Here is a 15927-nt window from a genome sequence, read left to right as displayed (position 1 = left end):
AAATGCGAGAGAATAAAATTATAAATACGATAGAAACCGAACGACTGTATCTACGACAGTGGCAAGCGAGCGACTTTACACCATTCGCTGAGATGAATGCTAACTCTAGAGTAATGGAATACTTTCCTAAGCTATTAACTACTTCGATGAGTAATACTATCGCCAAAAAATGCCAGTCGCTGATTGATGATAATGGGTGGGGTTTTTGGGCCGTCAGTCTAAAAGAGACAGATGCTTTTATTGGTATGGTTGGGTTAAATCATGCGCATGCCGATATGCAGTTCTCTCCTGCTGTCGAGATTGCTTGGCGGCTACATAATGACTATTGGGGATTAGGGTATGCGATGGAGGCGGCAAGAGCTTCATTGAATTTTGCGTTTGATGCATTAGGATTAGATGAAGTCGTTGCCTTTACTGCCGTTATCAATAGGCGCTCACAATTGGTTATGGAGCGCCTTGGTATGACTAATACACAGGAGGATTTTTTTCACCCTATGCTTGAGTCTAATCATCGGCTTGCTGAGCATGTACTGTACAAGATATCTCGTCAGCAGTGGCAAGATACTGTGCTCACCTAGTTGCATTAATAGCTGACTTTTACTCTGTTCGATTAATATTATCACGCGAAAACGTCAAAATGTGTCCCTTAAACGGTAAATCTAGATAAGTCGTATTTTCAGGTTTAACGTGCTTACTACTAAAGCCAAACTCAGTCATCTTGTTGGTTAGCTTGTTTTTGCGACCGCGACCAGGATCGACCACGATGACCTCGCAAGTCAGCATAGCATGGCGGTCAATGAACTCGGCTAATATGTCAATGTGTTGGTCTTCATAGAGCAAGTCACTGCCGATAATCATATCAAACTTACCAAGATGGCTATTGTCCTCTGCCCAGTCTAAACGCTCAAAATTAATCTCTTTGTTATTATTCAGCGTGGTATTCCTATCAAGGAAATACTCAACCGTTGGATGATAGTCAGTCGCTGTAATGTCCGCATGTCTATGATTCAATAGCAGACTAGAGAGCGCCATACCGCAGCCAACTTCCAAGATACGTTTGCCTGCAATATCGTAATCAAGCATATGATTGGCCAGCACCAAGCTTGAAGGCCATATCACCCCAAACATCGGCCAAGAAGCAGAGCAGATGCCAAGGTTTAACGCTTCGTCATCAGGGTCGCTAAATTGTTGATTATCACGCAAAGTACAAATATGAATGTCGGTGTTGCCAATTTCAATCGTTTGATAACGCACGCGCACAGTGGTCAGCGAAGTCATAAACTGTCCTAAAAAATAAGCAAGAATGCAAGGTTTGGCAGGAGTTGCCGATTTCGGTAGGGTACGACGTTGGAAAAGATAATTAAAATGTTGGAAGCTGTATAGATGTTTGAATAATTAGAGATTTATGGCAACTTAAGTTGTGGCAAGAAAATACCTAAGTGTATGAGAAGAGTATGACCTAAATTCTGACAAGTTATTGTTAATTCTGAGAGTATTGTTATTGCTGCGTAGAGTTGGCTGATATCAAAGAGTGATATAGGTAAGAATGGTACGAAAAAGATTTATCTGAGAATAAGCGGTGCGCTTGATTTTAGCTAAGCACACTGCTTATGCTCGCGTAAAAGATTGAGATTAGGCATCAAATCAGACGATAAAGTGGAATGAATTAAGCGAGTTAAGTCAGTTAAGAAACCTCCTTAGTTAAGAAATCTCAATCCAGACGTTTTAAGGGCCCATACTAGCTCGACAAAAGCACGACTGTTGGTCAAAGGTTCGCCATCGATGATGAGGACGTAGCCTGCATTATCTATCCATAAAAACACAAAGCTGGTCTCAGGAATGAGTAGGTCGACCTGTTGAAAAAACGAGATTGCCTGACTCTCTACCGCCCACCCACGTTGCTTTTGGCGGAGCATAAAGCCTGAAAAATCAGCGGCGGCGACACTGAGCATGTCCGCTTCTTCTTGACTATAGCCAACTCGAGCCAAACAAAACCCTTCATCAGAGCCAATCGCGGCTCGGCGTTTACCAGATAAGCTCGCCACGACATAAGGCAAAAACTGGTCTAATGGCAAGTTAGGCGCTGGTAAAAACAGCGACAGCTTTTCAATCCAGCCTTGTTCTATAAAACCTTGTAGCCATTGTTCAGAATATCGCTGAAGCCAGTCAGCAGCGAGCAGTGTCTGATCATAAGATAGCAAATTCTGTAATGCCAACTGCTCATCAGTCGGTTCGTTCTGTGAAAACGCTTCAAAAATACCAGCTGGCGTCAGAGTAAGATAGGTTTTATCAGCATTTAAGTAAGAAGACATAGTAACTACCATTATGATAAAAGTGATTAATAAGTGACAAATTAAGCTTTCATATCGTTGAGTTCAAATAATTTCGATACAAGGAAACCGAGCGTAAGTTATACATTAATATGCTTAGTGACGATGACGATGACGATGACGATGACGATGTAGCAGCTTTATATGGATTTGACTATAGTTTGATCGAGATGATGTTGGCAGTTGTCCCAACGCGCATCGAACTGCCAATCACTTCTACCCAAGCGAAACCATACCAACGAAAATGCGAGACGATCATTGCGCGCAGTACAATGGGCAAAAAACTCATTTTCGATTTGCTCAATCGTACCCCAATCTTCGTCATCACGCGCTTGCATCAGCTCAGTGGTGATGTCTTTAGCGATTTCTCTGGCATCGTCGCTGCTGATACGTAGGCGTTGCTTTTGCTCATTGAGAGAAGGGGATATCAGCACACTCCAACGAGTGGCCAACATACTATTGCGCTGGATGTATCTTTTTTTATCAATGCAATCACGAAAGCCCTGCTGGACATGAGGATACAAACGATCTTTGATACGAGTAAATAGGTTGTTTACATCATATGGGATATCAAACCAACACCCATAAAAAAAGTCCGCTACAGCACCTTGTAACGGCTCTTTCTCCGTCAACAGTAACGCTGCATTGATACGCTGCTCATGAAAGTGACGGTTATTAGGTGCCAAAAATACTTTACGAGAGTAAAACCGAAATACTCGGTGCGCGACTCTTTCATTTTCTTTGATCAGGTCTGAATCAGACATTATAATACCCTCCTGTCATCGCTATTATGACGACGGTGCTTGCTTCAATGATAATGATGTCATACGACAAGCGATGATGTAATCCAGAGAAATAGCGCTTGATATCAATATAATTATTGAGCGACTAGTCCAATAACGTTTGCATTAAATCAATCATAAACTCGGCATCTTCTTCGCTCATTGGCTCAAATCCTTGAGGCATGCCAAGCTCAGCCAAGGCTTCTTTACCATCTGCATCGTTGTGCAAATTGAGAATGGCCTCTAGAAAGATTTGTGCATCGGGAAAGTCTTCTTTGACTAGTAACACATGACTGATATCAGCCAAGTCACTTTCGATAAGTACTGACAGCTGAGTCTTGGTCAAGCGTGAGAAGCTATGAAAAATCTCTGCCAAAAAGAACGCGACTTGGGCTTCACCTTTGATGACCTTGCGGGCAGCCGCTTGATAGGTCTCGGTCACATCCCAGTTGAGATCAGACGCTTCTATATCGACGGCTTCTAGCAAGCGCAAGCCAATCAGTTTGACATCTCGGTTGTCGGCCATCGCGACAGTAGCCCCTGCTTGAATGTCTTCCAAACGGCTGATAGTGCTATTGGCAGCGGCTGCAATGATCATCTCGTCAGATTTACCGATAGGTCGGGCAATGGCTCGATAGCCTTGCTCGCGGATGAGAGTGGCTGCATCAAAAGGGTTGGCATAAATGATTTGAATGTCACCAGCATCAATGACATGCTCTTGCTCAGCATGAGAGGCAGGGATATTGAGATGCATGTTTAAGTTGGCACGTTTTTGAATCAAGGTGTTGAACATGTGCCAGCCTGCAAAGCGATCAGGCGAGAAATCAGGGGCGATTAACATATTGTGTGTCGTCATGACTTAGCCTTCCTCATCTTGTTTCATTTGGGCATATTGAGTCATCGCCGCTTCAATTTTGCTGCGTGATGGTTTGCGTCGTACCGAGGTGTAGCCGACGGTTTCGCCGCGACGCACGTTAGGCACCACAGTGGCATAGACCCAATAATGACTGCCGTCTTTGCATAAATTTTTGACATAGCCATGCCATTTTTGTCCAGACTCGGCAGTATTCCATAAGTCTTTATAGGCAGCTTTTGGCATATCAGGATGACGCAAAATATAGTGCTGTTGGCCAATTAATTCATCTACATGATAGCCACTGATTTCGACGAAGGCATCGTTGACGTGAGTGATGATACCGTCGAGATTGGTACGCGAGACAATTAGCTTACCGTCTGGGTAGGGGCGCTCTATACCAGTATCATAGACAGTTCGTGAGGTGCCATCATGATAAGTCATCGTGATTTGCTCAGCAGGCATATCGGGTTTGTGTGCATCAGGGATTGGAGAACCCATGGTCATCTCCTTCGTTGATCGTTATGTAGTCAATCCTCTATAAATTGGATACGGTGTCAGCCTTGCTTAGCCTACTACTTGTAGTACTCTCACTCGGCTTCCTTGTATTCAAATTATATTGAACCGACTATATTTATAGTAATTAAAAAGCTAATAAATTCGATAAGTAACTGCTAATCAAATAAGCTTTGCCAACGCTTCTGAGGCGCGCTTAATATCTAGGAATATTAAGCCAAGCTTGGCATTGGGTTTTGCCATTATGGTGAGTACCGCTTCATCGCCTGATGAGGTCATGATGACGTAGCCTTCCTCGCCTTGAATCATAATGCGATCAATACTACCGCGTGCCAACTCGCGTCCTGCACGGTCACCTAATGATAATAATGCTGCTGACATAGCACCCACGCGATCTTCATCCACGCCGGTTGGTAGAGCTGAAGCAATCATAAGACCATCGTTAGAGATTAGCGCAGATGCTTCAACATCTGCTGATGAACTGTTTAAGTCTTCCAATATCTGCTGAAATGAATCTGTACGCATATCGCTTTCTCTATACTGTTTGTTAGTTTTTATTTATGAACTATAGTTAGCCAAAAATAACCTTGTTTAAAAAAGGGTATTATAATTCCTTACTAATAATATTGATATAGCAAATCCCTGTTTAAAGTGAGGTTATTAGGTATTTTTTCTTTAAATTTATGAAATTTGCAACTTTATTATTAAAAAAGCCCCAATCATTGAATGACTAGGGCTTTTTAATTGAGATAAATAAAGGTAGGTTGATTATATTGTGTCGCGCCATTTACCTTGAACCATGATGCCTTGGATAGGGTTTAGCCCCATTTGATAGGCTAAGTCAGCAGGACGAGAGATATCCCATAGCGCTAAATCAGCATCGCAGCCCACTTCTATTCTGCCTTTGTTAGGTAGTCCTAACGCTTGTGCTGCATAGACGGTCGAGCCTGCCAGTACTTCTTCAGGTGTCAGGTAAAACAGCGTGCAGCCCATGTTCATCGTCAATAAAAGCGACGTTAACGGTGAGGTGCCAGGATTACAATCAGTTGAAATTGCCATAGGAACTTGATGTTTGCGTAATGCCTCAATCGGTGGCAACTTAGTGTCACGTAACGTATAAAACGCCCCTGGCAATATCACAGCAACGGTATTGCTAGCGGCCATTTTTTTGATATCTTCTTCTGACAAATGCTCTAGATGATCGCTCGATAGGCCTTTATATTCAGCAATTAGGGCACTACCGCCTATATCAGACAGCTGCTCAGAGTGCAGTTTGACTGGTAGATTTAATGAGCGAGCTACTTCAAACACTCGTCTGATTTGCTCTGTGCTAAAGGCGATGTTTTCACAAAATCCGTCGACTGCATCAACCAAGCCTTCTGCATGTAGAATCGGTAACCACTCGCAGACTTGCTCAATATAGTCATCTGCACGATTTTTATACTCAGGTGGCAAGGCATGAGCCGCCAAATACGTGGTACTCACATGAATGTCGTATTTTTCACCCAGTTGGCGAGCGACCGTGAGCATTTTGTGTTCAGTGTCCAAGTCCAAGCCATAACCTGACTTGATTTCGATACTGGTGACACCTTCTTTCATAAGTGCGATTAAGCGTTTTTCACTTTGGGCAAATAGCGATTCAATACTGGCAGCGCGGGTAGCGCTGACCGTCGCGACAATACCGCCGCCTTGTGCAGCAATATCTTGATAACTAACGCCCTGCAATCGCGCTTCGAACTCATTGCTGCGGTTGCCGCCATAGACGATATGCGTATGGCAATCGATGAGTCCGGGAGTTATCCATTTATCATTTACATCCGTGATTTGGCTAGCTTGATATTTAGACAAATGAGCAGTGATTTGATGCTGTGTGCCAACCCAAGCGATTTTGCCATTTTTAATACCGATGACCGCATTATGCAACTGACCGTATGTGATGCTACCATCTGGATTATCGGCATCATCACTTATCTCAATACCAAAACCATGCTGCTCTGAAAAAGTGGCGACATTGGCATTGATAATGACATGGTCAAATGATGTCATAGTAGACTCGTCTAGCGTCTGTTCTACAGGATTTTTCGATACGGAGTTCTTTGATTTATTCATAATATGCTCCTAATTATTGGGAGGCTAATGTGTTTAAGCGCTAAGTAAATGCTGCTCTACAATAGTCGCTAGTAAGCGAGCAGCGACTTTGCAGCTACGACTGTCAATATCAAAAGTAGGATTGATTTCAGCAATGTCTGCGATTTTTACTTTGCCTGATGCCATAATGGTTTTGACCATACGCTCAACAAAACCAAGATCAATGCCGTAAGCAGCTGGGGCGCTCACACCGGGCACAACAGTGGCAGGAAAGCAGTCCATATCGATGGTTAGATATATGATATCGACCTGATCTACAAAGCTTTTGACCTGCTCAGCAAGTGTATCCCAAGGCTGATAATGACAGTCTTCATCGCTAATAACCTGTACGCCCAATTGTTCAGCGCGATCAAAAAGCGCCGCCGTATTAGAGAATCGACTGACGCCAATACAGCAATAGTGAAAAGGCTGATCGTATGCGTCAAGATGTTCGGAAATTTGGCGAAATGGTGTCCCAGAGGTCGCTACATCAGACTGACGAATATCAAGATGGGCATCAAAATTAATAATTCCGATAGTAGGCGTGACATTGGCATTGTTAGTATTTTCCAAGGTCTGCCATAATCCTAAAAAGCTACCATAAGCAATAGCATGACCACCACCCAATCCGATGGGGAGTCCACCTTGCTTGACGATTGTACTCACTGCATCGGCATATTTGATCTGCGCTTGCTCAAGAGTACTCTCGGCAAAACTATTCTCGTCGTGACAATGTATATCACCTGCATCACCCAATAAAGTTGATAATTGACCATCAAAACGTTGTTGCAATTTAGCGATGACTGGCAGCGTAGCAAAAGCTCGACGAATCAATGGCGGGGCAGCTCTAGCACCTACGCGGCCTTGATTGCGTCTGACGCCTTGATCACATGCAAAACCAATTAGCCCAATATTTTGATCCTCGTAAGGCTGAGCAAGCTGATACCAATAGCGGGCACGCGCAGTCTCAAATGGCTCTGCACGTCCTGTCCACTGGCTCATATCAGCAGGTGTATGGCTAATACATGTGGTATTCGGTGTTGTTGTTCTCGCTATTGTCATCGCTGCTCTCCGCTTATTGATCTTTATTTAGACTCGTACCAATCGCTGCGTAGTGACTGCCAATGTTCGGCAAGCGTACCGTCTAATACCAACTGCTTGGCTGCTTCGATATCAGGGGCTAGGTAGCGATCTTTATCATAGAAAGTCACTTTCTCACGTAGTTTCTGATGTGCCACAGTCAGCGGCTCTGACGTATCTAGTCCGCGATGGAAGTCGATGCCTTGACCAGCAGCCAGAAGTTCAATACCAATAATGGTGGCAGTGTTTTGCGCCATCTCGTATAGGCGGCGTGCGCAATAGGTGGCCATAGACACATGGTCTTCTTGGTTAGCAGAAGTCGGGATGCTATCGACGCTACCAGGGTGGGCGATAGATTTGTTTTCTGAAGCCAGAGCCGCTGCGGTCACATGCGCAATCATAAATCCTGAGTTTACCCCAGCGTTATCAACCAAGAATGGCGGCAGACCACCTGACAGCGTCGCATCGATTAGCAAAGCGACACGGCGCTCAGACATAGAGCCAATCTCAGCGATTGCCAAGGCTAAAATATCCGCGGCAAAAGCGACTGGCTCAGCATGGAAGTTACCACCTGATATGGCGACAGGCCCATCTTCGTTATTGAAAATAAGTGGGTTGTCAGTTACTGCATTGGATTCGATTAATAAGGTTTTACCTGCTTGGTTGATGATATCAAGGCAGGCACCCATAACCTGTGGCTGACAGCGTAGGCAGTAAGGGTCTTGCACTCTATCGTCTTGCTCGCCGTCATGTGAGGCACGGATAGCACTGCCTTTGATGAGTTGACGGTGTGCTTTGGCGATTTCGATTTGACCATGATGGCCACGTACTTCGTGAATACGCGCATCAAATGGTGAGTCTGATCCTTTAGCCGCATCAATTGACAGTGAACCGACGATGGTGGCGGTCTCAAGTAAATCACGCGCCAAGAAATAACCACGTAATGCCAGTGCAGTTGAGACTTGCGTACCGTTGATCAGTGCAAGGCCTTCTTTGGCTGCAAGAGTAATAGGCTCAAGCCCATGCTGGGCTAGCGCTTCTGCTGCAGGCACTTTTTTACCGCCAACAAAGACATCACCTTCGCCCATCATCGCAAGTGTCATATGTGATAATGGCGCTAAGTCACCAGATGCGCCAACTGAACCTTTGGCTGGGATATTGGGTGTGATCTGATTATTGATTAAGGCCAGTAAACTATCGACTACCTCGCGGCGTACGCCGGAAACGCCTTGCGCCAGACTGGCAACTTTCATCACCATAATCAGTCGTACTACGCCGGCAGGAAGTGCTTCACCAGTACCCACTGAGTGAGAAACAATTAGGTTGCGCTGAAGTAGCTCAAGTTGGTCATCACTGATACGCGTCTTTGCCAATAGGCCAAAACCAGTATTAATACCATAAGCGCTTTTGTCTCGTGCAATGATAGTGCGTACATCTTCGTGCGAGGCATCTATCGCTTCATAGGCACTCTCAGGTAGTGTCAATATGACAGGCTGCTCGTAGATATCACGTAGCATCTCAAAGCTAAGCTGGCGAGGATGTAGTGTTAGTTGTTTGATGTCGTTCATAGGGGTCATCCTAGTGTGGTAAGTCATATAGTCATTCCACTATAAAAGTATTACAGCGTTAACCTCGCTTGAAGTATCACATATACATCTACACTCGGTTGCCTTGTACTACTTTTAAATTGAATCGACTATGTGGGTTATATTATTTTTGTTTCGTGTCTTTATTAAAATGAAGTTGTTAAAAGGATTTTAATCAACGCAATAGCTATTATCGGGTTTGAATTTTTTAGCCAATCCAGTTGAAGTACATGGCCAGTTGTCCGAATGCCGCAGCCAATAAAATACTGAGTACCACGCGCTCGAACCAAATGATGACCATTTTGCCAACAGAGATAGGAATTTCAGTGGCAAGCACGCATGGAATCATGGCTGAGAAGAACAGCACACTGCTAATGGAAATGACCCCTGCGACATAGCGTGTCAGAATATCTGCCTCACTTAGCAGTAATGCTGGCAAGAACATCTCAGCCAATCCCGCTGACATTCCTTTGGCCGCGACAAGTGGTTCTGGTAGGCCGCCAAGCCATGTAAAGGGATAAAGAAGCAAACCCAACGCATCGAATACGGGCGTATATTTTGCTAATAGCAATCCTGTTAAGCCGACAGCAATGATAGATGGCACGATAGCAGCGGCCATCGTTAGACCGTCGCGAAAATTAGACCATAAGATTTGTTTGAGGTCAGTGGCACGGCGCGAAGTGGATAAGCCTAAATCAAACGCAGCTGCTAGCCGTGTACCACGTTTATGGTCTAAAGCGGGACGTTCAACGCTATCATCAAAGAGGCTGATAGGCGGAATACGAGCGGTAATCGCAGTAACAATAAAGGTGATCACTAGCGTAGACCAAAAGAACACATTCCAAAACTCCATCAGACCAAGCGTTTTGGCAACAATCACCATAAACGCCGCTGATACGGTCGAAAACCCGGTCGCAATGATAATGGCTTCACGCGCTGAATATTGCTTTTGTAAGTACACACGATTGGTGATGAGCAAACCAATGGAGTAGCTACCGACGAAGGAAGCAACGGCATCAATCGCTGATGAACCTGGGGTTTTCCAAATAGGTTTCATAATCGGCTGCATGAGCACACCAACCATTTCTAGTAAGCCAAAACCAACCAAGAATGCCAATATCAACGCCCCAATCGGTACAATCATACCGACTGGTAAGGCCAGTTTTTCAAACAGAAACGGCAGCATGTCCTTTTCCATCATAAAGGCAGGCGCTACGTCAGCCACATACATCACTGCTAGTATCAGACCCATGATTTTAAAAGCAGTCATAATCATATGAGTGATATTTTTACGCCATGAGCCGTCGATAAATGGCTTACTCACACCATAGATCATGAGTAGAAACAGTAATGTCACGGACAAGGTGTGCTGCTGAGTGACCAGATAGGTTGCGCCATGATCGAACAAAATCGTGCTTTTTTCACCAATGGTAAATGGCACAAAAAACATGACCAAACCGATTGCACTGAATACGATAAGCTGTATTAAAGCAATAGGGGTGGATAGCAGTTTTTTTGACGATGTTGTCATATTTTCATCGTTCAGACTAGATATCGTATTTTGCTCAATCATATTATCCTCCTTGATAAAATATCGATTATGTCCTTATACCTAGCTACAGCGTATAAGGACAAGGGACAAACTATTTGATCATTGGCAGGTTTAGACCATAGTCTTTCGCTGTTTTAATCGCCAGCTCATAACCTGCATCGGCATGACGCATAACGCCTGAGCCGCAGTCATTGACAAGTACTCGTGACAAGCGTTTGGCAGCAGCGTCAGTACCATCCGCAACGATGACCATACCCGAGTGCTGCGAGTAGCCCATGCCTACACCGCCGCCATGATGTAGTGATACCCACGTTGCGCCGCCTGCCACATTCAGCATGCCGTTCAATAGTGCCCAATCAGATACCGCGTCTGAGCCGTCTTTCATACTCTCTGTTTCGCGGTTTGGACTGGCGACAGAACCCGTGTCTAAGTGATCACGACCAATAACGATCGGGCCTTTTAGCTCGCCGTTTTTGACCATTTCATTAAATGCTAAACCTGCTTTATCACGTTCACCAAGCCCTAACCAGCAGATACGCGCAGGCAAGCCTTGGAACTGAATGCGCTCTTTTGCCATATCTAACCAACGATGAATATGTTTGTTTTCAGGGAACAGCTCTTTAATTTTTTGATCGGTTTTGTAGATATCTTCTGGATCACCTGATAACGCTACCCAGCGGAATGGGCCTTTGCCTTGGCAAAACAGCGGACGAATATATGCAGGGACAAAGCCTGGGAAATTAAAGGCATCTTTGACCCCTTCATCAAAAGCGACCTGACGGATGTTGTTACCGTAATCAGTCGCTGGAATGTCCATCGCTTGCAAGTCTAAAATCGCTTGGACGTGTACGGCACAAGACTGAGCAGCGGCTTTGGTCAGTGCTGCATGTTGCTCTGGATCTTCTTGAGCAGCTTTCCATTCCTCTACTGTCCAACCGATTGGTAGATAGCCATTGATCAAGTCATGCGCTGAGGTTTGGTCGGTGACCAAGTCAGGCTTCATACCGCCAGCATTAGCACGCTTGACCATCTCAGGCAAGATATCTGCGGCATTACCAAGTAGAGCAATAGAGACAGCTTCGCCCGCGTCCGTATGTTTTTTGATTAACTCATAAGCATGGTCAAGATTGTCCGCTTGCTTATCGACATAACCCGTGCGCAAACGGAAATCGATACTAGACTGCTGACACTCGATGTTTAATGAAGTCGCACCTGCAAAAGTTGCAGCCAATGGCTGCGCGCCGCCCATGCCACCAAGACCAGCGGTCAAAATCCAACGACCCGCCCAGCTACCATCATAATGCTGACGACCCGCTTCCACAAAAGTCTCATACGTACCTTGGACAATGCCTTGCGTACCGATATAAATCCAGCTGCCGGCAGTCATCTGACCGTACATAAATAGGTCTTTGCGATCCAGCTCGTTGAAGTGCTCCCACGTTGCCCAGCGCGGTACAAGGTTTGAATTGGCAATTAATACGCGTGGTGCGTTTTCATGTGTTTGAAACACGCCGACTGGCTTACCAGACTGTACTAGCAACGTCTCATCATCTTCTAACTCTTTTAGTGATTCTAAGATTTGATCATAGCTTTCCCAGTTACGGGCTGCGCGTCCGATACCACCGTAGACGACCAGACTTTTTGGGTTTTCTGCCACATCAGGATGCAGGTTGTTTTGCAGCATGCGATAAGGGGCTTCGGTCAGCCAGCTTTTGCAATGTAGCGTGCTACCGATAGGCGCAGCAATATTACGGCTCTCATCACGGCGAGTCAGCTTAGTCTCTTTGTTGGTTCCGTTGTCAGTAGTCATGATCATATCCTTGTGATAGCGAATAGGGCGATAAAGTCATTAAAGTAAGTGTCTTACAGTCAGTCTAGATATTCATTTACTAAGTATTTATCTACTACTAATTATTCATCTAAATTCATAAAAATATCGAATCGATGAAACAAATTTTCTAGCACTGCTGTAAAGTTGTATATACAAATTATCAAAGATACTTTTTTCATGCAAGGTTTTTTTTCATGAGCTGATTATTTTTATTATTAACTCAGCCGATTTAGATAACATCGAGTGAGTTGAAAAACGCCCTAGTTAATACTGAACGATCAGACATTTTGACTAAGGCTTGCGCGATGGTCTCGTGATATTATGTGGTCATTCCTATTAGCAAAACTGACGGTTAAAGGCGGATATGACAAAGACGATTCCGGCGTATCAACGCATAAAAAACGCCATACTAGACAACATTCATTCTGGTAAGTGGCAAGCGGGCAACGCGATTTCGACAGAAATGGCATTGGCTGAAGAGTTCGGTGTGTCACGAATGACGGTCAACCGTGCGCTAAAAGAGCTGAGCGAGGAGCGGGTACTAGAGCGTCGGCAAGGGTCGGGCACGTTTGTCGCGCAGCAGCAGTTCAATCATACGTTTGTTGAGGTGCGCAATATCGCTGAGGATTTAAAGTCTGCCAATCGTGATTATGAGGCACAGGTCGTGAGTAAGCGTACTGTTACTGTTGCTATGCTCGATAATGAGCTGCGTCGTAAGTTTGGTATTGATGAAGAGTCTGTGATTGATGAAGGGGCTACGTCTGTAAACGCGATTGCTCAGACAGATGCTAGTGATGAAGCTGTCCTGTATGAAGTAAAAATCATTCACTTTGCCGATGGTCAGCCCATACAGTTTGAAGAACGCTGGGTTGATGCTAAAAAAGTGCCGAAGTTTATCGATCAGGATTTTAGTGTGGTCAATACCAGTGATTACTTAATTGCCAAAAGTCCTCTAGAAAGTGGTAGCTATACCATCCGAGCATTGGCAGCCCCTGATGAGATTGCTGAGTTTTTGCAAATTGCGCCGCAGTCACCAACGCTTGTGCTGCGTCGGCAGACCTATTCGGCTGGCCAAGTCGTTACCTTTGTAAAAATGTGGCATGCGGGTGATCGCTATCAGTTCTCAGGCGAGTTGTAGCAGATATAGTCAAGCCTATATAAATCCGCTACATCGTCATCCTCGCTAAGCATACTAATGTATAACTTGCACTCGGTTTGCTTGTATCGAAATTATATTGAACTGACTATAGCTTACGTATGCTCACTGATTTTGTACGTTTTTCTGTCTAAAGTGAGATACTATATCCATAAGCTGCTATTTAATAAGATAGCAATTGACGTTAATTAAACTCGTCAGAATATTTGAACAATCGTTAAAAATTAAAATATAATATAGAAACAGTATTGAAAAATAGCCCAAATAGCCTCAAATCGGGCAACCAAAGCCGAATATCATAGAGGAGCTTATATTGTTCTTCTGTATCGGCTTGCCCTATTTATTAGCACCGTATATTTTATTAGTGCTGTGTGTCTTATTAGCATTATGCGTTTTTACTTTATTCATTCACTCTTATAAGGACGTCTTATGAAACGTCGTACTCTTTTAGCCCTTGCCGCCAGCACTATGTTCCTTGCCGCTTGTGGTCAATCTACTACCAACGAAGCCGATACCAGTGCAACTGACAGCGCTGCAACAGGCGGTTCTGATTTGCTACAACGTATCAACAACGGCGGCACCATCAACGTCGGTACAGAGGGTACTTATCCTCCGTTCACGTATCATGATGAGAGCGGCAAACTAACGGGTTATGATGTCGAAGTAACGCGTGCAGTCGCGGATAAATTAGGCGTAGACGTTGAGTTTAAAGAAACCCAATGGGATGCGATGCTGGCAGGTTTGGATTCAAAACGTTTTGATATGGTGGCTAACCAAGTTAGTTTGACCACGCCTGAGCGTAAAGCAAAGTATGATAAAGCAATGGCTTATAGTTGGTCAGGTGCGGTTGTATTGGCACCTACTGATGACAACCGTTATAGCTCGTGGGAAGGCCTAAAAGGCCTACGTACGGCGCAATCACTTAGCAGTAACTACGGTGAGCTTGCAGAGCGTTATGGCGCAGAAATCGTCCCTGTCGATGGTATGGCGCAAGCGATTCAATTAGTGAAGCAGGACCGTGCTGACTTTACGATGAATGACAATCTAGCGGTGTTAGATTATCTCAAAAAATTTCCAGATTCTAATCTTGAGATTAAACTGACTGCACCTGCAAGTGAACAAACAGGTTCAGGCCTAGTGCTTATCAAAGGTGATGATGAAGTTGTAGCTAAATTAGATGAAGCGATGGCTGAATTGGCGGCTGAAGGTACGCTAACCAAGCTTAGCGAACAGTTCTTTGGTGCTGATATAAGTCAACAAAAATAATGTCAGTTTCTATCATGTCAGCTTCTGTAATGTCTACATCATGGTTCGCGGACTTATTGGCCGTATTGCCATTTATGAGTCCTGATCGAGCGCAGATTGTCATCTCGTCGTTTTGGCCAATGCTCAAAGGCGGTATCTATTATTCGATACCGCTGGCGTTGATCTCATTTGCGATCGGTATGGCCATTGCACTGACAGTGGCATTGATTCGTATTATTCCGCGTGCCACTTGGTTCCATGAAATCATCTATCGGCTCGCTCGTGTCTATGTGTCCGCCATTCGCGGTACACCGATGTTAGTTCAGCTGTTTATTATTTTTTATGGTCTGCCAAGTGTCGGGGTGAAGCTAGATCCCTTTCCCTCAGCGATTATCGCGTTCTCACTGAACATCGGTGCTTATGCATCGGAGACAGTGCGTGCCTCGATTTTATCGATACCAAAAGGGCAGTGGGAAGCAGGATCGACGGTTGGTTTGACGTATCTACAGACTTTTCGTCATGTGATTTTACCGCAGGCGCTTAGAGTATCGGTGCCGCCGTTATCTAATACCTTTATCAGTTTGGTAAAAGATACCTCACTTGCTTCATTGGTGCTGGTCACTGAGCTATTCAAACAAGCGCAGATTATCACAGCTCGTAACTATGAGTTTATGTTGGTCTATACCGAAGCCGCGATTATCTACTGGGGTATTTGTCTGTTCTTGACCTTTATCCAAGGCAAGCTTGAAACTCGGCTAGACCGTTATGTAGCAAAATAAGCTACGTAGTAAAATAAATTATGGCTCAATAGACACTCGCAAATATAGACTAGGGCGTGTCATCATTTAGATAGCGAGGCTTAAAATGAG

General features: G+C 44.6%; 15 protein-coding genes. 4 read left to right on the top strand and 11 right to left on the bottom strand.

Annotated elements, in window-relative coordinates; translation table 11 throughout:
- The first annotated feature begins 2 nt into the window (after window positions 1–2).
- Entirely contained in the window at window positions 3–578 is a 576-nt protein-coding gene (locus ACQKCP_RS09670) for a GNAT family N-acetyltransferase (RefSeq protein WP_427612170.1), read from the top strand.
- 19 nt (window positions 579–597) lie between these two features.
- On the opposite strand, the gene ACQKCP_RS09665 is transcribed toward ACQKCP_RS09670, so the two are convergent.
- From ACQKCP_RS09665 to hutU, 11 genes are all read right to left on the bottom strand, one after another.
- Window positions 598–1278, bottom strand: coding sequence for a class I SAM-dependent methyltransferase (locus ACQKCP_RS09665; protein ID WP_427612169.1), 681 nt, complete (start codon window positions 1276–1278; stop codon window positions 598–600).
- A 419-nt stretch (window positions 1279–1697) separates the two neighbouring features.
- Window positions 1698–2312 (bottom strand): hypothetical protein, encoded by a 615-nt coding sequence (locus ACQKCP_RS09660; protein ID WP_102093870.1) that lies wholly within the window; start codon window positions 2310–2312, stop codon window positions 1698–1700.
- Window positions 2313–2470: 158 nt separating this feature from the next.
- On the bottom strand, window positions 2471–3094 hold the full coding sequence (locus tag ACQKCP_RS09655; protein WP_427612168.1) for a hypothetical protein: 624 nt from the start codon (window positions 3092–3094) through the stop codon (window positions 2471–2473).
- Window positions 3095–3218: 124 nt separating this feature from the next.
- Window positions 3219–3968 carry a PhnD/SsuA/transferrin family substrate-binding protein gene (locus ACQKCP_RS09650; protein ID WP_427612167.1) on the bottom strand — a complete coding sequence of 250 codons (750 nt, stop codon included), beginning with the start codon at window positions 3966–3968 and terminating at the stop codon, window positions 3219–3221.
- Between the two features lie 3 nt (window positions 3969–3971).
- Complete coding sequence (locus ACQKCP_RS09645) at window positions 3972–4466, bottom strand: PAS domain-containing protein (protein ID WP_394124917.1); 495 nt, start codon at window positions 4464–4466, stop codon at window positions 3972–3974.
- Window positions 4467–4643: 177 nt separating this feature from the next.
- A complete protein-coding gene (locus ACQKCP_RS09640; RefSeq protein ID WP_427612166.1) occupies window positions 4644–5006 on the bottom strand; it encodes a roadblock/LC7 domain-containing protein in 363 nt (120 codons plus the stop codon).
- 243 nt (window positions 5007–5249) lie between these two features.
- Window positions 5250–6527, bottom strand: coding sequence for an imidazolonepropionase (hutI, locus tag ACQKCP_RS09635; RefSeq protein WP_427612354.1), 1278 nt, complete (start codon window positions 6525–6527; stop codon window positions 5250–5252).
- Window positions 6528–6623: 96 nt separating this feature from the next.
- Complete coding sequence (gene hutG / locus ACQKCP_RS09630) at window positions 6624–7670, bottom strand: formimidoylglutamase (protein ID WP_427612165.1); 1047 nt, start codon at window positions 7668–7670, stop codon at window positions 6624–6626.
- Window positions 7671–7693: 23 nt separating this feature from the next.
- Window positions 7694–9256, bottom strand: coding sequence for a histidine ammonia-lyase (gene hutH / locus ACQKCP_RS09625; protein ID WP_427612164.1), 1563 nt, complete (start codon window positions 9254–9256; stop codon window positions 7694–7696).
- A gap of 226 nt (window positions 9257–9482) precedes the next feature.
- A complete protein-coding gene (locus tag ACQKCP_RS09620; RefSeq protein WP_427612163.1) occupies window positions 9483–10847 on the bottom strand; it encodes a YjiH family protein in 1365 nt (454 codons plus the stop codon).
- A 70-nt stretch (window positions 10848–10917) separates the two neighbouring features.
- Window positions 10918–12636, bottom strand: a complete 1719-nt coding sequence (gene hutU, locus ACQKCP_RS09615) for a urocanate hydratase (protein ID WP_427612162.1) — start codon at window positions 12634–12636, stop codon at window positions 10918–10920.
- A 385-nt stretch (window positions 12637–13021) separates the two neighbouring features.
- On the opposite strand from hutU, the gene ACQKCP_RS09610 reads away from it, so the two are divergent.
- The 3 genes from ACQKCP_RS09610 (at window position 13022) to ACQKCP_RS09600 (ending at window position 15837) form a co-directional block, all read left to right on the top strand.
- Window positions 13022–13795: a UTRA domain-containing protein gene (locus ACQKCP_RS09610; protein ID WP_427612161.1), complete on the top strand. Its 774-nt coding sequence runs from the start codon at window positions 13022–13024 to the stop codon at window positions 13793–13795.
- Window positions 13796–14242: 447 nt separating this feature from the next.
- Window positions 14243–15079, top strand: a complete 837-nt coding sequence (locus ACQKCP_RS09605) for an amino acid ABC transporter substrate-binding protein (protein ID WP_427612160.1) — start codon at window positions 14243–14245, stop codon at window positions 15077–15079.
- A gap of 14 nt (window positions 15080–15093) precedes the next feature.
- Complete coding sequence (locus ACQKCP_RS09600) at window positions 15094–15837, top strand: amino acid ABC transporter permease (protein WP_057762590.1); 744 nt, start codon at window positions 15094–15096, stop codon at window positions 15835–15837.
- Window positions 15838–15927: the final 90 nt, after the last annotated feature.

This window comes from Psychrobacter sp. NPDC078631, assembly GCF_050268165.1.
GTDB lineage: Bacteria > Pseudomonadota > Gammaproteobacteria > Pseudomonadales > Moraxellaceae > Psychrobacter.
Note: the sequence above shows the minus strand (reverse complement) of the source record. Positions and strands in the feature narration are given on the sequence as shown.